This is a genomic window from Amycolatopsis oliviviridis (genome assembly GCF_014654365.1).
Taxonomy (GTDB): Bacteria; Actinomycetota; Actinomycetes; order Mycobacteriales; family Pseudonocardiaceae; genus Amycolatopsis; species Amycolatopsis oliviviridis.
In genome coordinates this window covers 376700-398195 of record NZ_BNAY01000007.1, presented here as the reverse complement: position 1 = coordinate 398195, position 21496 = coordinate 376700, and the positions used below count along the sequence as shown (strand labels likewise).

The window sequence follows — 21496 nt, the reverse complement described above, 5'->3', positions numbered from 1 at the left end:
ACAAAAATTCGCGACCTGACGAAAATCATCGGCAACGTTCGACCCGGAAGAGGTCGGCAAACATTGTATTCACCTGTTCCCGGCTTTCACTTGACCGACGCCGGTGATTCGCCTGGCATCGATGGAAACAGTTCCCCATAACCGGCCTGACCATTTCCACCGCGATGGTCCTTCTTCGGCCGGTCCATGCCAAAGACAGGACGAACGCATGCGAACGATTCGAGAGTCGCGCCGGTTGACCGCCGTCGCCGTGGCCGGTGTGGCCGCCGTCGTGCTCGGTGTCATCGCCGCCGCCCCCGCGCGGGCGGCCGAAGGGCGGATCCTCGCCGCCGGATCCGCAGAGGCGGTGCCGGACAGCTACATCGTCACCTTGAAGGACACCGGCTCCGTCAGCACCCTCGCCGATCGCTTCGGCGCGAAGGTCGACAAGGTCTACAGCAGTTCGCTCATTGGCTTCTCCGCGACCATGTCCGAGCGCCAAGCCAAGCGCCTGGCAGCCGACCCGTCGGTCGCCTCCGTCGAGCAGAACCAGCGCGTTCACGCCGACGACACCCAGACCGACCCCCCTTCCTGGGGACTGGACCGGGTCGACCAGAGCGATCTCCCGTTCGATCAGCGCTACGGCTACACCACCACGGGAGCGGGCGTGAACGTCTATGTCATCGACACCGGCGTCCGGATCGGCCACGAGACCTTCGGTGGCCGTGCGCACGACGGCCATGACTTCGTCGACGACGATGCCGTCGCCCAGGACGGGCACGGACACGGCACCCATGTGGCCGGCACGATCGCGGGCGCGAAGTACGGCATAGCCAAAGGCGCCACGATCTACGGCGTCCGGGTGCTCGACGACTCCGGGAGCGGGACCACCGCGGGCGTCGTCGCAGGCATCGACTGGGTCACCCAGAATCACGTCAAGCCGGCGGTGGCCAACATGAGTCTGGGCGGTAGCGCTTCGAGCACCCTCGACGGCGCCGTCCGCCGCTCCATCGCCGCAGGGGTCACCTACGGCATCGCCGCGGGCAACTCCAACGCCAAGGCTTCGAACTACTCCCCTGCTCGCGTCACCGAGGCGATCACCGTCGGTTCGAGCACCAAGACCGACTCGCGCTCCGGCTTCTCCAACTACGGCGACGTGGTGGACATCTTCGCGCCGGGCACGGACATCACCTCGTCGTGGAACACCGACGACTCGGCGACCAAGACCATCAGCGGCACCTCGATGGCGACCCCGCACGTGGTCGGCATGGCCGCTCGCTATCTGCAGAACGATCCCGACGCGACACCCGACAAGGTCGCAACGGCACTCATCGACGCGTCCATCAAGGACAAGCTGACCAATCCGGGCGCGGGTTCACCGAACCGGCTCCTGTACGCGGCACCGACCTCCTGAGCCTGTTTCCGGGGAAGTGGTGAAGGCCTCCTTGCCTACCTTGAGGGTGGGCAAGGAGGCCTTCACTATCTTCTGGGGTAGGCAAAGTTGTCCTGTTCGCTCGCCGTCGCGCCGACTTCGGGTGTCGCGAAAGCCACTTTCGCGACTTCAGATGTCCCGAAAGTGGCTTTCGGGACGCTTCCGAGTCTCCACCGCCCACGAGGACGCGAGCCCCGAAGCGAAAGGGACCTTCCCACGCAAGCGATGAGAGGAAGTCCCCTTCACCTCGCCCGTCGCCACCAACACCAGTCCGTGAAGGCCTTCGCTATTTCTCGGTGGCGTCCCAAGGCATCACCTGCAGACCCGAAGCGTCTTGCCCTGCGCTCGCGTAGAGCTCGGCGACCCGCTCGTCGTCCATCACCATCGTGTCGCGCAGGAACTCACCGGCCAGCCGTACCGCGGCCGGCCCTGCCGGATTGAACAGCACGTCGAGGTCGCCGTCGATCAGTTCGACCAGTTCGCCGAGATCGACGCGCCGCCAGTCCGGTGAGGCGATCCGGCGCCGGTGCGGCTCACCGGTGGCCACGACGGCGCACAGGATGTCGTCCGGCGACTTCGTGGCCAGCGGACGGCCGTCACCGTTCATGGCGACGTCGAAGAGGGTGTCCCGCAGCATCAGCTGGATGTGCTCGGCCTCGGCCCGTCCCTGCAGGACGAGGCGCAGCACGGCGTCGAGCGGGTCCGACGGCGAATTCTCGTCGGTCGGCGTGTAGGACGGGTTGGCCCGGAACTTGCCGACCTTCCCCTCTTCCAGCGGCCACAAGCCGACGACCGCCTCGATCGGCGGCGGTTCGTCGCCGGTGGACGGGCTCCAGGCTGGGTCCATCAGCAGGAACCAGTTCTCCCGGGAGTCACCCGCCGTGGTGCCGTCGTCTGTCTCGGTCATGGTGCCCATCATCGTCCCTTTCTTTTCGCTTCACCCGCTCAGCCGGACCGGGACGGCCCGCCCGGCTTCGGGGGCGGAGGCGGCGGCCTGCGCCGTGCGGTGAGCCGCTGCTCTTGGTTCTGCCGCTTGAGGATCTCCTCGGCGAAGTCCGGCGTTCCCGCAGCGCCCGGGGTGGGTTCGCCAAGGGTCGCAGGACGCACCGTGTCGCCCAGGAACTGCGCGGGCTTTCCCTCTCGGACGCGGAGAAGTGAGCCCGCCTCTGAAGGCAGCGCGACGACCGCAGTGCCTTCGGAGGTGAACCGTTCCAAGGTGACCGAACGAACCTCGTCCCGAAGCGCCGGCATGGACGCCAAGAAGGACAAGGCGGCCATCCAGACCACTTCCGGAGTCTCGTGCCGGAGGACGACGTCGGCGACCTCGGTCAGGTGCAGGTCTCCTTGCCGGTTGCGCAGTTGGCGAACGAGGGTCTGCACCACCTTCGCCGCCAAAAGGGCCGTACCTTCGGCGTCCTCCGCCGAGACGGGAGCACGCCGCACCTGGGCAGGCGAACCGGGCACCCAGCTTTGCCCGCTCCGCACCTCAACCCCGGACAGCAGCGGGATCTCGGTGACGCCGAGCCGCTCCATCAGCCGGGAGATCACCAGCGGTCCGGTCCGCCACATCACCGAGTTGCGCCGGGTGCGGCCGCGCGGGGTCGCGTGGCTCTCCCGGGGCGCGGCGATGGCCGACTGCGGGAAAAGTTCGAGCTGGGTCCGCCCGTAGTTCTGCTCCACCACGTCCAGGTAGATCCCGGCGAGCGGATGGCCCTTGGCCATCGCGAGCGGGCTGTTGTTGTAGAACACCGAGGGCCTGCCGGTGGACGCGAGCATCCGGCGGCCGCTGAGGGCGGCTCCCCACGGCGACTCGTGCAGCTTCCGCAGGATGTCGGCGTCGTTCAGGACGTCGTCGCCGTCCATGTAGAGGCCACCGAATCGGGACAGCACGTTCATGCGGAGGCTGTCCGACGCTTCGGCGTACCCGGCGCCGGTGCTCTTGGTCAGCTCGGCGCGGTAGAAAGCGTCGAGGCGCATCGGCGCGTCCGCGGAGAACACCTCGTCGACGTTGACCAGGTGGACGCCGTTCTCGTGCGCCCACCGGATCATCTCCCGCACCCCGGCGAGCGAGCCGTCGGAATCCTCCGCGAACGCGGCGGCGACGCGGCTGCGCGGAACGTCGGTCCACAGCACCGCCCGGCCGCCCGCCGTCCTCGCCGACGCCGCGAACCGCTCCTGGAAGTCCCCGGTGGTGCCACCGTCCGCGAGCGGGCCGCCGAGCCAGATCCCGTGCAGCAGGCGGGGAGTCTCCCGCCGGGCGGGCAAGGTGTCCACGCCTCGCGACCGCCAGTACCGGAGTTCGTCCTCGCGCCACTCCGAGACGAAAACCTCGTGCTCGCCCTCCGCCAGTGCTTCGGGAGTCAGCGCCCGCGCGTCGGGGAAGGGAACCGTCATGTCCAAGCGACGCAACAGGTGCGCACCCTGTACCGCGCTCAGCCGATCGTAATCCAAGCCGCGTAAGGCTTCCGGGGCCTGCGGTGTCCGGCCGAACCCGAACAGGTCCGGGCCCAGCAGCCGGTGCTCCTCGCGCCGTCCGGCGACTTCCGCCATGCCTTCCAGCCGCCGCACCAGGTCTGCCACCGCGGCGGGATCGGCGTGCGTGACGGCGCTCAGGCCCGGCAGTTCCGCGGCTTCCGCGGCCGGAGCGCCGGAGGACGAGCCGGGGCCCTTGGTGACCGAGGCGCCACCGCCACTCGGCGTCGCGCTACCCATGGTCTGCGGACCAGTGAGGGACGCCGCGCCGACCTCGTCGAACCGGCCGCCGATCGCGACATCCCTCGTTCCCGAGGTGCTCAACGTGACCTCGGCGTCGGCTCCCCACAGGGTGACCGGCCGGAAGTCCCGTTCCCACGCTTCCTTGATGTAGAAGGCGACCGAGGGCCGTCCTGGCAGAGCGGCGTTGCTCTCACAGTGGCCCAGCAGCACCGGCCGGCCCGCCGCTCCGGCCCGGGCGAAGATCTCGCTGCCGTAGATCGCGCGCGCCGCGACCTCGCCGTTGAGCCACAGCTCGTCACCCCGGACGTGCGGCCGTCCGGTCGCCATCGCGAAGGCGAGGCCTTTGGCGGGTTGGCCGTGCCCGTCGACGAGCCACGGGTCTCGGCCGGCCCACGGGGCCGCGACGGCGACCGCGGTCACCACGTCCTCGTCCTCGCTCGGCAAGATCCGGTGATAAGTCTCTTGCGCGGCACCGGCGTACCTCAGCCCGTTCAGCACGTCCAGTGTGGCGTCGAAGTCACGCGTGGGGAAGAACTGCCCGTGCACGACCCCGTCCGACCCCACATGCGGATAGCCGACCAGGTCACCGGGACCGGGTGTGATCGGTCCGACCGTTTCGACGCGACCGCCCTCGACGATCAGCTCGCCCGTCGGCGAGAAGCCGACGCGCCCGAGCGGCTGGAAAATCGGCCGCGAATAGCCGCCTGAGGCCATCGAGGTGGCGAAGTCGCGGATTCCTCCCGCCACGGCGCCCACTCCGAGCAGTGCGAGCGGCCACTGCCCGGCGGTGCCCATGACCAGGCGCAGGTTCTCGTCGTCCCGCAGAACGTCGCCGACCGTCTTCGCGTCGAGCACCCCGTGGGCGCCGTCCCGCCGGGTCGCCGCGTAGCCGCCGGGCCCGGACCGGGCGACGACGAGAAGCGGAGGTTCGTCGGGGTCCCACGGGCCGTCGTGGCGTTGCCCGTGCTCGTCGAGGTAGGCGGCGAACGAATCGACGCTCACCCGGGAGATCCAGCTACGCAGACCCGCCAGGAATTGCTGGTCGCCGTCCGAGCGCAGCACCTTGACCATCACACTGAGATCCGGCGAGTGCAGATCGGTGATCTCCAGGTCGCCGGCGCGCCAGGTCGAGACCAGTTCGAACGCCGACCCCTCGGCCTGGACGATGCCGTCAGGTTCGATGCGGACGTCTCCGGTGGGCGCGTAGACGTCCGGGAAGTGTCCCGCTTCGCGCAATGCCCCGGCGAAGTCGAACCCGGCACCGCCGAAGTTCTTGCGCACCGCACCGTCGCGGGACAGCAGCACGACCGGCCGAGCGGGCTCGTCGTCCAGCTGAGCCACGAAGGCGGGCTCCGTCAGCAGATGCCGCGCCACTCGCCCGCCGTCGTGCTCCACGAGAGGGCCGTTCGACAGCCCGAGGTTCACGTGCGCGGCGGCGCCGTCGAGCGTCACGAAGATCGGGTCTTGTTCGCCCCAGGGGCCCTCGATCCGCGCTGTCCCCGTCTCGACCGATCCGGCGAAGCGCCGCAACACCTCCGCCTCAGCGGTGCGATCGGCGCCGGTGGGGAAGCCGAAGACCGAGCCGGCCACCACGTGGTCCAGGTCTTCGAGCCGGAGCGGTGATTCGGTGAACCGCTCGCCCGGCCGCACCTGCAGGTAACCGAACCTGCCGTGCCGCACCGGGCCGGTGTAGGAAAAGCCCTGCCAGGGGCCGGTGAGTCTCCTCAAACCGGCCAGCAGCCCAGCGGCCGGATCCCGCTCGCCCGTTCCGGCGGTGAGCTCGTCCGTGGCCACGACGAGCGGCCGCCGCACCCGGTCACGGCTCGCCTGGGCGAAGACATCGGTCGCATAAACCAGGTGCGTCATCTCCTCGTCGGAGACCCGCAGGACGCGTTCGCTCTTCTGGAGCTGGACAACGTGCAGCCCGGCCTCGGATTCCAGCAGCAGATGCAGCGGCCTCGCCCGGCCGTCCTCAGTGGCGTCCGCCCACGGCGCGAGAAGTTCGGTCTCCTCCTCGGAGAGGTCGGAGGCGTCGCTGCTCACCGACGAGCCGTCATCCGCGCCTTCGGCGGATTCGGTGCTTTCGGCGAGTACTCGCTGCGCGTGCTCGGTGGAGAGATCGACCGACGTCTCCCACGCCATCTCGGTGCCCTCGTCGCTCGGGAAGCCGACGCCGTAGCTCCGGCCGCGAGCGTCCGAGAGCGCGAGCCAGCGGACGTCTTCCAGACGAGGACGGGAGATCCGGTGGACCGCTCCCTGCCACGACTCGTTGGCCGCGGGCAAGTCCGCGACGGTGACCTGCCGGTAGGGACCCGGGCCGCGCAGGGCCTCGGCGAACTCCCGCAGAGTGCGATCGGCCGCGGCCCCGTCCCGGCCGGTGACGAAGACGGTCACTTCCCGCTCCGGCTCGGTCGCCGCCTCCTGCCGGTAGATCCCGGTTCGCGCGAGCCGGCCGGCCAGCTCCGTCCCGCCGACGATCTCACCGTCGAGGTCGAACTCGCCGTCCCGCATGGCTACGAAGACCGGGAACGGCTCGTGGCCGTCCTCGCCGACTTGGGAGGGCAGCCGGTCGTGGAAGGCGCGCCATCGGGCGAGTATCGCAGGATCGCCGGAGAACATCGCCATACCGGTGTCGGGTTCGGTGCCACGCGGCACCGGCGAACCGGACGACGCGTCGAGCATCGCGGTGGTGTTCGCCGCCTTCCCCGGCGCCAGTCCCGCGAACATCTCGTTGAGCCTCCGGACGTTGGCAGGGGTGTTGCCGCGCTCGCCGACGAACTGGCGGAGCACGTCCTCACCGAGGTCACGGGTCGTCAGCCGGACGTCGACCCGCGCGGAGGGTCGCAAGCCGGACGGTGCCACCGCGCCGGTCACCCGGACGGTGATCTGCTCCAGGCTCAGGTCCAGCCCCAGCCTGTTCAGCCGTGCCGCCTCGGCCGTCAGCTCGTCCCAGAACACCGCGGCGACGGCGTCCGCCCGTGCCAGTCCCGTCGCCGTCGCCCACCTGGTCCCGGTGAACCGCCCGAGGCGTCCGAAGCCGCTGATCGTCACCTCGGGTGGTTCCATGGCGTTCCGCAGCCGCCAGGCCGCGGCCCTGGCGGTCAGGCGGGCGGTCCGGCGCACGTCGGTGACCGCCGTTCCCGGCACGGTCTTGCTCCTCGACGGGAACTCGATCGCCGCCCCGTCGATCCGGCTCGCCACGAGATCGGCCAGCGGGACCTCCGGTACGGGACTCCCGTCCGATGACGCCTCGACGAACCTGCCCGCGGAGAGCACCGCCCTGGTGGCGTTGATCGCGGCCACGTTCACGACTGCGGTGGCGCCGAACACGGGGGCAGGCCCCACGATGCGCTGCCACTCGACCTGGAATCGTTCCGCGGCCGTCGGTCCGTTCGCCCCGGCGGCGGGTTCCATCGACCGGCACTGCCCGAGTGTGATCGGGGCCGCCGGGTCCGGCGCGGCCTGCCGGTACACCTGGGTCCCGGCGACGATGCGCGCGGCGGTGGCGCCGTCGAACCAAACGCTGTCACCGATGTGCAAAGGGTGGTCGGTCTTCAACCCGAAACCGAGGACGCCCACGGTGCCGTGCCCGTCGAGTGACCACGCCGCGACGCCGCTCCCGGCCCAAGGCGCGATGACCGGCACCTGCCGTTTGATCGTGAGACCGTCCACGACCTCCTCGATCTCACGGCTGTAGTACTGCTGCCGCACGGCGGAGTCGAACCGCGTGGGCAGGAACATGTCCTGGGCGTCACCCTCGTGGAGCGGGAAGAACTGGCCATGGGTGCCGAGGATCTCGTTGGCCATCGCGTAAGTGACGATGTCGTGCGGGCCGGGCAGCGGCGCCCTTTCGGTCTCGAACTCCTCGCCCACGGTGGCGATGCGGCCATTGCCGAACAACGTGATCTTGTTCTTGGTGTGGTGCACCGGGCGCGAAAGACCGCCGGACAGCAGCGCTTGCGAGAACTCGGGGACGCCTCGGACACCGCCTTCCAGGGCGACAAGCACGATCGGCCGGTCCGTGGCCTTTCCCCGGGCCCTGCCCAGCATGGCCCGCAGATCCGGGTCGTTGCGCGCGATCCGCGACAGTTCCACCGAATCGAGCCGCAGACTGATCCCGTCCTGGCGGTCGGCCGGGTAACCGCGGCCCCCGCCACCGGTGATCAAAAAGACCGGCATCGTGTCCGCGGGCCACGGCGACTCCTTGGCCGGCCGGGAGAAGCTGGCGCCGACCCGGTAGGTCGCCAGGGTTTCCGCCGTCGCGTTCTCCGCCCACTCCCGTGCCCGTCGCAGGGCCCGGTCGTCACCCGGGTATCGGACGAACAAGCCGATCCCCTCACCGTCGCGGCCGACGAGCGTTTCCACACGCACGTCGCCGGTCCGCAAGAGCGACACCAGGCGGAATCCGGTGTTCGCGGCCGTGCCGATCCGGCCCGCGAAGCCCACGGGACCGTCCGGCGCGTGAACGGGATTGAAGAATCCTTCGGCTCGCAACGCGCCCGCGAAATCGAAACCCAAGCCTCCGAAGTTGACCCGGGCACCGGCGTGGGACGCCACCAGCGCCACCGGCCGGTTCCGGTCCGCGGCGAGATGACTCCTGAATTCCGGGTCGGCCAGCAGCATCTGCCCGAGCCGGCGGCCGTCGAGTTCCAGCACGCCACCGGCATGGACGGCGAGCCGCGCGAACGCCCCGGTCGGCGAATCGGCCGAAACGATCACCGGTTTCGCCGGTCCCCATGGCCCGCGCAGGTCCGCGGTACCGGTGACGACCGCGTCGATGAAGGCGTCAGTGGCCGCGGTGTCGCTCACCTCAGTGGACCGGGGGAAGCCGAACACGCCGTCCGTGACGGCGTGCACGATTTCGTCCAGCGACGGCACCGGGCCTTCGACGAAGTCACTCCCTGACGGGACGGACAGCACACCCTCGTTGCTGACGGAGTACGTACCGGTGTAGTCGTAGCTCTGCCATGGTCCGCTCAGCTCGCGCAGCTTCGCCAGGAACCGCTGGTTCGCCTCGCCCGTCCCCGCTTCCGCACCCGGCTCCGTCCGGCTGATCATGATCAGCGAAGGCCGGGTCGGCCCCTGCGTCAAGCGCAGGAAAGCCGAGGACTTCGCCGTCAGCTCGGCGGTGTGGTCGGGATCGAGCAACCAGGTGCTGCCGTCGGACAGCGGAACGGTGAACTGGCCCGCCTCGACGTCCGGGAAGAGCTGAACCGGCGGGGTCCGCGCACCGTCGGTCTCCGCGGCCCATTTCGACATCCCGACGTCCGCGAGTTCCGTGCCGTCGGCGTCGGTGTAGGTCTCCCTCACCGCACGCAGGCTGTGCTCGGTCGTCAGCGACAACTTCGCGGGTATGTCGGAGTCGAGCCGCGCCGGGGTGGCGAAGCCCATGCCGAACGTCCGGCCCGCCGTGTCGGTGAGCGACAGCCACCCGACGTCGTCCGGCCGGATTTCCGCCACCATGACGTACGCTCCGCCGTTCGCGGGGACCGCCTGCCAGTCGGCGTTCAGCTCCAGCGGATCGGTCGCCGCGAGCACCGAACGGAACGGGCCGTCGCCGCGCAACGCTTCCGCGAACTCCTCCGCCCCGTCGCGCATGCGGTCCGCGTTCGCGGGATCCGCCGCGACCAGCCGGATCGGCACCGAGGGATCGGCGGCGTGCCGCTGGAATTCCGGGGAGTTCCGCACGTGACGGGCGAGGGTCGCACCGTCGATGAGCGCGCCCCCGACCAGGAAACGCCCGTCCCAGCCGGTCACGTAGACGAAGAAGTATCCGGTCCTGCCCGCGGTCCGGGGCAAAGCGTCGTGCAGGTGCTCCCAGCGGCTCCGCTCCGGGACGCTGCCCGAGTCGAAACTGAGTCCACCGGCGGAGTTCTCGGTGGGTGCGTATCCCGCGCCCTCCGGCCGGTCGGGTACCGACACCTCGACCGAGACCGGGCCTGGTGCGCCTGGTCCTATCTCGATCCTCGGCGGCGCGTGCGCTCCGGACAGCTTCGTCCGCAGGAGATCGGCGATGACCCGCGCGTCCCGCTGAAGCCCGGAGATCTCGACTCTGGGCACCGCCAGCCCATCGGCTCGCTGGAACCGTGCCGATGTCTCCAGCGCGTCCACGAGCGTCCTCAGATCCGCTGCTTCGGCGGGATCGGTGAGATGCGAAACCGTGGCATCGACGGTGTAGTACCGCGGTGCGCCCAGCTCCGCGTTCGCTTCGTCCCGGCTCAGGTCCTGCCGGGCCGGGGCCGTCCGGTAGGCCTCGTACTCGGAGGCGGATTCATCCACTGTGGACGGATACTCCGGATCGCTCTCGCCGTCGGCGTCCCGCTCCGAACCCACCGGACTCGCCATGTCCACATCGGACTCCGCACGGGCGATGTACCCGCGCTCCAATCCCGCGAACGACTGGTTGAGTTCCCGGATGGCCCCGGGCGTCCGGTCACCGCCGGTGACCCGGAGAACGGCGGCTTCGCCGAGGTCCTGCGGGGACAGCCGGACCTCGATCCGCGCACCGCGTCCCAGGCCGGCCGGGGCCTCGGCACCGGCCACCTCGACGGTGATCTGCTCCGGGCGGATGTCCAGGCCCAGTCTGCCCAGCCGCACCGCTTCGGCCGTCAACTCACCACGGAACACCGCCGCGGCCGCGGCCGCGCGCGCCCGACCGGCGACCGGTCCATCGGTGCCGTTCGCCCCACGGATCCGTACCTCGGGCAGGTCCGCGGCGTTCCGCAGCCGCCAGGCCGCCGCCCGGGCGACCTGCCGCGCGATCAGGCGCACATCCTCGACCGCCTCCTCCGGCAGGATCGGGGCAGGGGAAGGGAAGACGAACTCGACGTCCTCGATCTCGCTCACCGCGAGATCGGCCAGCGGAACCTCCGGCACGGGATCCCCGGCGGGCAGGGCCTCGGTGAACCGTCCATCGGATTCGACCGTGCGAGTGGCCGCGAAGTAGTTGACGGCGACGGCTTCGGTGGCACCGAAGACCTGGGCCGGTCCCACGATCCGGTGCCATTCGAGTTTGAGCTGTTCCGCGGGCGCCGCGCCCGTGCCGTCCGCGATCTTCTGCAGGTCGCATTGGCCGAGCGCGAGAGGGGCTGCGGGATGCGGGCCCGCCTGCCGGTACACCTGGGTCCCGGCGATGATCCGCGCGGCGGCGGCGCCGTCCAGTTCCACGGTGTCCCCCAGGTGCAGGGGCCTGCCGGTCTTCAAACCGAACCGGACAGAACTGTCGAGCCCGTGCCCGTCGAGGAACCACGGCGGGATGCTGCTGCCGGCCCAGGGCGCAATGACCGGGTGCACACTCCGTGTCTCGACGCCGTTCTCCAGCTCCTTGATGTCACGGAGGTAGTACTGCTGTCGCACGGCGGTGTCGCGCACCGTGGGCAGGAACATGTCCTGGGCGTCCTGCGCCGTGAGCGGGAAGAACTCGCCGTGGACACCGAGAGCACGGTTGGCCATCGCATAGCTGACGATGTCCTCCGACCCCGGCATCGGCGCGCGCTCGGTCGCGAACGTGGTTCCGGCCGTTGCGATGCCTCCGTCGGGCAGCAGCGTGAGCGCGCCCTGAAGGTGATGCACCGGCCGGGAATACCCGCCGGGCAGCAACGCCTGCGAGAACTCGGGCACACCCGGTGTCAGCCCCTCCAGGGTGGCGAGCACCAGCGGGCGATCCGTCGAATCGCCTTCTCCCCTGCCCAGCATGGTCCGCAGGCGGAAGTCGTCACGGAAGATCAGCGCCAGTTCATCCGGTCCGAACCGCTGGGGCGCCGCGTCGGTCCGGATAGCCGGGTATCCGTGTTCACCCGGCCCGGTGAACAGGAACACCGGCAGCGTGCCGGGCCGCCACGTCGCATGCGTCGCGAGCTGGGAAGTCGCGGTGCGGACGAGGTACGACGCCACGCGACCGCCCGTCGTCTTCTCCGCCCATTCCTGCGTCTTCCGGAACGCCTCCTCGTCACCGGGATAGCGGAGGAACAGCCCGACGCCCACGCCGTCCCGGTTCGTCAGCGCCTCGATCCGGACGTCGCCGGACCGCACTCGCGACACCAATGCGAATCCCGCGCCGCTGGTCGCGAGGTGATCCCGTTCCACCCACGCCGGTCCGTCCGGCGCGTAGACGGGATGGAAGAAACCTGCTTTTCGCAGCGCCCCGGCGAAATCGAAGCCGAGACCACCGAAATCGACCCGCGCGCCGGAGGCGTTCCCCACCAGAACGACCGGCCGCGTCGGATCGGCCCGCAGCTGCCGAGGGAACTCCTCATCGGTCAGCAGCAACTCCCCCAGCCGCCGACCGCCGAATTCCAGTACGCCGCCGAGCTCGGCCCCGATCCGCGCGAAGGTACCGTCCGGCGAGTCGACCGCGACGATCAACGGCTTCTTCGGCCCCCACGGCCCGCTCAGATCCGCGGAGTCGTTGTCGATCAGGTACTCCAGGATCGCGCGTTCCGCCGACGGCTCGCGCATTCCGCCGGGTACGGGGAAACCGAACACCTCGTCGGAGGCTGTGAAGACCAGTTCGTCCATTGTCGGCAAGGGGCCTTCGGTGAAATCGCCACCCTTCGGAACGGACAGAACGGCGTTGCGCTGAACCGCGAGTGGACCGATGTAGTCGTAGGTCTGCCACGGCCCGAATTGCTCCCACACCTCGTCCAGGAAAAGCCGGTTGGCCTGAGGTGTCTCGGGGGTGGCCTTCGCCGGATCCGCCTGGCTGAGCAGGATCAGCGAAGGGCGGGCCGTACCCGAGGTCAACTGCCGGAACGCCGCGGAGCGCACCGTCAGCTCCGCGGCGAGTTCGGCGCGGACCGTGAAGAAGGAGCCGTCGGTGATCGGCATGCTGAACCGGTCTCCCACGACTTCGTGGAAGAGCTGGATCGGCCGGGTACGGGCGCCGTCGGTCTCCGCCGCCCACGGCTGAATCCTGCTTTCCGAACGCTTCTTGCCGTCGGCGCCGTACCAGAACACCTTCACCGCGCGCAGGCTGTGATCGGTGGTCCTCGCCAGATCCTCGTGGTGTACGGAGCCCGTGCGGTCCGGTGTCTCGAAGCCCATGCCGAACGGCCGGTTGTGCGCGTCCTTCAGCAGCGTCCACCGCACGTCGTCGGGCCGGATCTCCGAGACCAGATCGTAGGAACCGTTGTTTTCCAGCACCGCCCGGCCCGCCGAGTCGAGCGCGAGCGGATCCGTCGCGGAGAACACCGAGCGGAACCCGCCGTCGCCTCGCAGCGCCTCCGCGAACTCCTTCGCCGCGTCCATCATCCCCTCCGAATCCGCCGGATCGGCGGCGACCAGCCTGATCGGCACCGACGCGCCGAGGGCGTACCGCAGGAATCCGGGGGAATTGCGGACATGCCGGGCCAGGGTCGCGCCGTCGATCGCCTCGCCACCGACGACGAATCGGCCGTCACGGCCGGTGGCATAGACGTAGAAGAACCCGGACCGGCCCGATTCCGGTGGCAGTGCCTGATGCAGCCGCTCCCAGTCGGCCCGCTCAGGCACGTCACCCGAGTCGAAGCTGATCCCGCCGACGACGTCTCCGGTGGGAGCGTGCACGGCCCCCCGCGGCACGACCGGCATCGACACCCGGACCGCGACCGGGCCCGGCGCACCTGGGCCGACCGCGATGTCCGGTGAAGGCAGCGCGGCGCCCTTGGCGAGCTCGACCCGCAGGAGGCCGGAGAGGAGCACCGCGTCGCGCATCGCACCGGTGATCTCGACCTTCGGTACCTCCAGGCCGTCACTTCGCTGCAGCCGCACCGCCATGCGCAACGCGCTCGCCAGCTTCCGCAGGTCCTCGTCCGCCGCGGGGCCGTCGAGCCGCGGCTGCGTGGTGTGGACGGTGTAGTGCCGCGCCACGGCGAGTTCCGCGGCGGTTTCTTCCCGCAATACCCGGTCCGCGTCCGACGACCCCGCGTCGGACTCGGACATCACGGACGAGCCGTCCACGTCCATGCCGTCGGACCAGGAGACGTCCTGGAGGCTTTCGGCCGGAGCCGACCGCGAAGTCTCGTGCGCCGGGCGTGGGCCACGGTCACCGCGAACCGGGTCGGGTTCCGGTGCCGGTCCGCCGACCGTCCGGCCACCCGGCCCGGGGAAGAACCTCGCACTCGCCAGCGCGCTGTGCCTGTTCGCCCAGGCCGCGAACTCCTGCGGCGTCAGTACCGCCGGATAGGAGTTCATCCCGTTGTTCATCACGAACACCGGCTGACCGGCCACTGTGGACGCTTGCAGGTACACCGCGTGACCCGGGGTGTACACGATCGCTCCCTCGACCGTGCTCAACCGATGCCAGAACGCCGCCCGGCGCCCCGGCGTACGGAGTGCCTCGGGCAACGGAACACCGGACCCCTCGTCGGCGAGGACGTCGTGCTCGCCGAACGGGGCGCCGTCGGGTTCCGGCGCCAGCTGCGACCGGAACCGGGCGGTGTAGGACTCATGATCGATCCCGGTGAGTCTGCGAGCACCCCGGTCCACGACGAGCGGCGAGGTCAGCAGGAGGCTGGTCCACCAGTCACCGCGGACGATCTTCGGGGTGAGCACCGGCGGCCGGTCGTCGAGTACGGCGGCGGCGGCGAGCTTCTGCATCGACCGGCCCCAGCGCTCGCTCAGCGCGTGCCATTCCCGCCGTACGGCCGGGTCGGTCTGGTCGGCCGCCACCAGCCGCAGTGCCTGGTCCCCGATGCCGGCGAACTCGGCGCGCGCGTCGGCGACCCGCTCGCGGACCATGCCCTCCAAGGTGCGGCCGAACGGCCGGTCCGGCCGGGTTCGCACCTCGGCGGCGACCTGGGTGAGGGCGTGTTCGGTGAGATCCGCCATGGCCCGGCCGACCTGCAGGAGTCCCGCCACTGTCGGCACCCTGGTCCGCACCGCGGTGTTCACCGAGGCCGCGACACAGGTGTTGAGGAAGTACTGCTCCTCGTGCCCGGCCGCGGCGAACAGGGCCTCGGTCAGCGCGGCCGGATCACTCAGCAGGGCGGCCATCAGAGGATCTCTGGACAGTGCCGTCCGCGCCTGCCGGGTCAGGTTCGCCAGACCGAGCACCGTCAGGCGCACGGGCAGTTCGGCGTCCGGAGAGACGACCAGGCCGTGCACGGGCGATCGCGGCGTGGTGAAGGGATCTTCGCCGCGCTCGACGTAGGAGTTCAGGACGTCGAGCAACCAGCCGAGCCTCTCGGGCGTGACCAGCCGCACCGCCCGCCGGTCCACCTCCACTCCGCCGTCGGACCGCTTCGGACGTAGCGCTCGTTCCCGGGTGGGCACCAGAGAAGCCGCGAGCAGCGCTTCGGTGGCGAAGGTGCGCACCTGCTCCTTCACCGCGGGGTCGGGATGCGCGGCGAGCGAGCCATTCAGCTCGATCAGCTGTCCCCGGGCACGCTTGGGCAGTGCGTGGTGAACGAGTGCGCCCGAGTCGGCCATGGCCACGAATCCGGCCACCTTGGCCGAGATCAGCTCGGCGGCGACCTCCACTTCGGACAGTCCACTCACGACAGTCGCGTAACCCGCCTCGGCGAGCCTCGCCGGCGCCGCGACTCGCGCTTCGAAGCGACGGCCGTGCAGCCGCGGCGCGGAGGGAGGCTCCGAGACCGGAACCGCGTTGCCACCGTCCGCGTCCGACCCGGCGAGGTCGGGCAGCACCCGCTGGACGGGCAGCGGGTTCCAGCCCTCGATCGGGCCGAGCTGGCCGGTCATCGTCCGCTCGATCAGCCAGGCGTGCCGCGGCTTGAGTTTCGCGCCAGTGTGGACGGCCGGCCCCATCGGCCCGTTGTCGGACATCACCCGGCCGCGGCCGGTGTCCCGCAGGAAGACCCGGTGCTCGTCCAGACCTTCGTCGACCAGGCCCACGAAGTGCAGCACCTCATGGGCCAGCGCCCTGCCGTCCCGCGGGTTCCACCGCAGCTGGTCGCTGCCCCGCTGATCGTCCATGGCCTGGATCAGGACCTCGGCGTGCGCGGGCTCGTCGGCACCCACGAACTCGAAGCGCACGTACAGCTGATCACCGCCCGGCACCCGTACTCCGCCGGTAGCGCCCAGTGCCTCCAGTCCGGCTCGCACCTCGGCCTCGACAGTGCGCAGCAGATCGGCCGCCACCATCCCGGCAGGACGCAGCCGCACCGTGTACTCCTGCACGAACCGGCCCGGCCGCGGTTCCATCCGGCGTACGTCGTAACGCACCAGCTGGTGGTATCGGTCGAGCCGCAGCCCTGGGGCCAACCCGGCCCACACCTTCGGGTCCACCAGCTCGGTGTCCACCGTGCGCACCTCGGCGACAGACCGCAGTTCGCGCCATTCCTCGGGGCGAAGGGGCTCGGACAACGGCGCGAACCAGCCGGCCGTTTCGTCGGTCGCGTGCCGCCACGACCCGGTCTGCAGCGCGGTTCCCCGCGGAGCGGAGTACCGGACCTCGGTGCGCGCGGGCATCGGGACGGCGTCCTCGCCCGGCGAGTCGTGACCTGCCGGGGAGATCGTGCGGTCCGCACGGGAGTCCCGGCGCTGCCGGGTCCGGGCGTCTTCGGCCTGCCGGCTCCGGCCGGCCAGGACGCCGGAAGGTCCGGGGGCGAAGGCGAGATCGGCCGGGTCACGCCACTCCGGCTCCGAAACCCGGGTGTCGCGCAGATCGTCCAGCAGGTCCCGGTACTCCAGGTCTTCCCGATCGAAGCCCAGCCAAGGGTCGAAGGGTTCCTCGGACCGGGCGGCCGAGGCACCGGCGACGGACAGCAACCCTTCCCGCAGGTCGTCGGCACGGACCAGGCCCTCGCCCACTCCGTCTTCGGCGATGGCGGGATCGTCCTGCCACGGGGGAAGGGCGTTGTACCGCGCTTCCCGCCACAGCTGCGCGGGCCTCGTGGAGGCGATGAGGTTCCCCCCGGCCCACCGCGCGACGTCCGGCCCGGTGACCTGACCGCCCTCGGGACGGACCGCGTCCTTCATCCCCAGCACCCAGGCGCGCAGGAGTTTCGCCGTCTCTCCTTGAGCCCTCTGTCCGGTCCCCGGCACGGAGTACACCGGAGGCAGCGAGCCTTGAGCGCGCAACGACGTCAGCTCGTCCAGCCACGTCGGAGAGGCGGAGTTCCACGGCCGCCAGGACGTCAGAGCGTCGACCCCTGGCGCGGTGCCGTCCGGCTCGGGCACGAACCCCCGCCATCTGCGCAGCGTGTCGAGCGTGACCATGACCGGACCGGCCAGCCTCACGATCTGCGAGGCGGTGAAAGCGGGCCCACCAGCGGCCTGCTCCCCCAGCATGCCGATCGCCCAGTTCCGGAACGTCCGCCTGATCTCCCCCACCGGGTAGTCGCCCGGTACGGGCGCGGCGTGGCCGGCGGGCAGTGTCCCCTGCGCGTGCGCCTGTTCCCAAGCCGCACGCCAGGTCTGCGTGCCCTGCGCAGAGGGGCGCCACGCTTCGAGCGCCTCCAAAGCAGGCGACGCGACGGCGGGACCGGTCCGGCTTCGCACCGCGTCCCGCCACAGATCCTTGGGTGTGCGGGATTCCAGCAGGCTCCCCCCGGCCCACCGCGCGACGTCCGGCCCGGTGACCTGACCGCCCTCGGGACGTACCTCGCCCTTCATGCCCAGCACCCAGGCTCGCAGCACCTTCGCCGTGTGCGCGGTCGCCTTCTCCCCTTCCGCGGGCACGGAGTACGCCGCGGGTAGCAGACCCCGCGCCCGCAGGGACGTCAGTTCGGCGAGCCACGAAGGCGACTCCGACGCCCACGGCCGCCACGCCGCCAAGGCGTCCACCGTCGCGTCGTACGCGCCGGGAATCCGCGCGGGCAAGGACTTCGACCAGTTCTTCAACCCCTCGAGCGTGACCATCGCCGGACCGGCCAGCGCCACGATCTCCGGCCTGCTGAACGCGCGGTCGCCGGCGACCGTCTCGCCGAGCATCCCGTTCGCCCAGTCCCGGAACACCTTGCGCACTCGTCCCGTCGGCCATTTACCGACCACGGGCGTCTCGAAGTCCGGTGGCAGCGATCCAGCCGCGAGAAGCCGTCCCCATTCCTCGCGCCATGTCTCCGACGCCGAGTCCCCCGGACGCCAGGATTCGAGCTCGCCGACCGCGGACCGCGGACGCACACCGGTGCCCGCACTCACGCCATCGCCCATGGTCACCGTCAACCACGCGCCATTGGTCGGTGTTTCCGCGGTTTCCGGCCCCCGGAAGTCGAGCTCCGGCAGCACCTCGTCAGCCCGCAGATGCGGCGCGTGCCGGACGACCTCCTCACGGACCACGGCCTGGACAAGGTCCTGCAGATGGCGTCGGCGTTCGGCGAAGACCGCCGTCTTCTCCCGAGGCGGGCGCGCGAACTCCAGCAATATCGGCGGCATCTTGCCCGCAGAGGTGGTCACCCACCGCTCCACCGCTCCGCCGACCAGCTGCCGGATCCGGTTGGCGTGCGCCGCCGGAAGCTCCGCGACACCGAGCGGGAACTCCACGTTCAGCACCGACATGGCGCGGTAGTCCGCGGGCCGCAGACCCGGGTCGGGAACGCGGATCAGCGAGTACGAACTGGGCGAGCTGTCGTCGTCCTTCTTCCGCCAGTAGATCGCGTCGACGGTCAGTCCCAGACCGGCGGCGGTGATTGCCCGATCCCCGCCGGTGAAGTCCCGGATCCGCTGATCGACGTGGTCGAGCACGATCCGGACGATCGCCTCGCGATGCCTCCGCATTCCCGGCCGGTTCAGTTTCGTGGTGGCCTGGCGGGGCAGGTCGTAGACCACCCGCAGATCCGGCTGCTCGATCCCGAGTTCGCCACGACGCAGCAGATCCGGCACCAGCCTGACGATCGTCCGGGCAAGTGTCGCGTCGGCGTCCGCTGTCAGGACGTCGTTGTGCTCGGCGGCGCGTTGCCCGGCGAAGTTCCCGGACCACAGCAGTTCGGCGCCTCCGGCGAACGGTTCCCACTGCGCCCCGGCGAACGGCGGCACCGGTTCGGCGGCTGGCTCACCGGCACGGGAGCTCTCTCCGCGACCCGGTCCCAGGTGCCGCGGCTCGGCGAGGCCGAGACGCGTCGGCGCGTCGGCGGGCACGGTCTCGTCGTACTGCGGGAAGCCGGTCTTCTTCACGCGCTTCTTGCCGCCGGTGGCGACGTTCCAGCCGTTCTCCAGCTCACGGAACTGAGGCCTGCCGTCCGCGCCGACGCCGAAGTCCCCGACCCGGACGGTGGTGCCCGCGTTCTCGACGCCGAGCCACAGCAGCGACTGGGGCCAGGCGACGTCGGCGTTCACCGCGCGGTGCAGCCCGTCGGCCATCCCGGCGAGGTCGTTCACATTGCAGGTGTAGAGCCGGATCCGGTCGACGCCCCGGCGCCAGTTCCCGGCGTCGAGCGCGGCCAGCAGGGTCGGGACGTCCCGCAGATCGTGGTCGAGCAGGACCAGTCCGAAGACGCCCTGTTCGGCGGGCAGCCAGGCCGCGGCCTTTCCTGTGGCCGACTCGGGATCGCCGAGGATCGCGCCGACCCGGGCCCGGGTGGCGGCCGCGCCGGTGCCCAGCGGCCGGGTCAGCGCGGTCGCCGACGAAGTCATGGGAAGCTCCGTGGCCTGGGCGGGCGCCGAGAGGGAGCGGACGTTCCCTGTCTCCGGCACGGGGCTGGAACCGTCCGCGGTCGCGGGCCTGGCCGCCGCGGGATCGAGGCCGAGCGCGCGTGCTCCGGCTTCGTCCACTCGCAGCCTGATCTCGCCGTCGGCACGCAGATGCCGGGTTTCCGCCGCCTTGCTGTCACGGCCGCGGAGGACGAGCGTCGGGTGCAGCGTCGCCTTCACCAGGTACGGCAGCCGCGGCCGGTTCGCCGAGGTGTCGGCGTGCTCGGCGTCGATCTCTTCCTCGGGAAGCTCGGTGCCGGGCTCCCTCGTGAAGGCAGCCGCGTCACCGGCGACGGCGGCGGCCAGTCCACCGAGGACGGTCGCGGTGATCGCACCGTCGGTGCCGGCGTCCTGCTTCGTCGTGTCGTCCGACTCGTGGGTCGTGCTGGTGGTCGCGCCGGGAATGGCGCTGACGAGCTTCAGGTCCGTGAGGTCGAAGGTGATCGCGACGCTGGAGACCGTGCGGCTGTCCACCGTGACGATGTAGCCGTCCTCGGTGAGAGCGGCCGTGAAGTGGTGGCTCAGCTGATCGGCCCGGCTGCCCGCGAGCAGCGAGTAGGCACGGCGGGCGTTGAGCTCCTTCATCAGCGTCAGAAGTTCGTTGTGCAGCTTGGGCGAAGCGAACGGCCAGGCTTCGACCGAAGCGTCCGTCGGGACACCGGCCGTGAGGCCGGCGCGCCGCCAATGCGCACGCAGGGAACCCGGCAGGCTGTCCAGGAACCCGGAGCCGAGGGTGACGATCGAAGGGATCGTCGACCGTACCGCGCCGGGCAGTGCGAACGCCGGTGCGCTGTAGGCGTCGGTGATGGGGGTCTTGCGCCACAACGGAACCCGGCGCCGGTAGATGCCCGAGCGGGCCCAGGGCCGCATCAGCACGTCGACTACGAGGTCGAGCTCGTACTCGTCCGACTTCCCGGTGCGCCGGTACTCCGTGGTGTGCTTCTCGGTCCGCACCCGCTCTTCGCGGGTGGTCCTGCCGGCTTCGATGGCCGCGGTCGGGTCGACCGCGCCGTCGAGCAGGAAGTTCGAGCCGGAGAAATCGGGGATCGGGATGGCGGGTGTGGCCTTGGCGGTGAAACCGTAGCTGACCGAGGTGACGATCCCTTCCCGCACCATCCTGGTGGTGGTGATCGTCTGCCGCTCCGTGTGCCGCGGGGTCTCGCCCCGGTAGCGGGACGAGGTCTCCCTCGCGCTGACCAGAACGAGCTGTTCCAGCTTGCCCGACTTCCCGACGCGGGCGGCGTAGAGCTCCACGCCACCGTTGCGCATCGCGTTCATCATCGTGTTGAAGCCGCCCAGCACCAGCCGGTTGCCGAACGAACGCAGCAGTTCGTCGTGCAGCAGCGCGTATTCCGTGGCGACTTCCCTGTCCGCGATCGTCGCTTCCCACTCCCGCAGCCGGGCGCGGACCCCAGTAACCAGATCGGTCACGGCGGTGGCCCGGGCGGGCTCGTAGGTACCCAGCTCCGCGGGGTTGTCCGGAGCCGGGACCGAGGGGCGCCGGGTCTCCCCCGCGAGCCGGTACGACTGCCTGTCCTCGGGGAAGAGGTTCTCCTGCACGTCGTGCCGGGACAGCTCGCCCACCGTGTGCAGTTCGCTCGCCGGGACCCAGACCTTGACTGCGCGCGGCACGAATTTGAGCTTGCCGGCGGTGACCGCGGGCCGGTCGTGCCTGCCGCCCAGCGGGCCGACCAGGTTCTCGTGCACCGAGGTGTCGAGCAGGTGCCGCGCGTCGAATTCCACGAGGTAGCCGCGTTCGACGCGCTGGTGCTCGCTGCGCGTGGCGACGACGTCGACCTCGTT

Annotated in this window: 3 protein-coding genes (1 of these 3 only partly in view); 1 reads left to right on the top strand and 2 read right to left on the bottom strand. The window is 70.6% G+C overall.

The window, feature by feature from the left end:
• Positions 1–208: 208 nt before the first annotated feature.
• Positions 209–1393 (top strand): S8 family peptidase, encoded by a 1185-nt coding sequence (locus IE302_RS29420; protein WP_191257674.1) that lies wholly within the window; start codon positions 209–211, stop codon positions 1391–1393.
• A gap of 304 nt (positions 1394–1697) precedes the next feature.
• On the opposite strand, the gene IE302_RS29415 is transcribed toward IE302_RS29420, so the two are convergent.
• Together IE302_RS29415 and IE302_RS29410 are read right to left on the bottom strand one after the other, a co-directional pair.
• Entirely contained in the window at positions 1698–2318 is a 621-nt protein-coding gene (locus IE302_RS29415) for a type VII secretion system-associated protein (protein WP_373308030.1), read from the bottom strand.
• A 38-nt stretch (positions 2319–2356) separates the two neighbouring features.
• Positions 2357–21496, bottom strand: the final stretch of a protein-coding gene (locus tag IE302_RS29410) for a glycosyltransferase family 32 protein (protein WP_191257672.1). 26493 nt of this gene lie beyond the right edge of the window; 19140 of the gene's 45633 nt are visible here — the last part of the coding sequence; its start codon lies beyond the right edge, outside the window; the stop codon is at positions 2357–2359.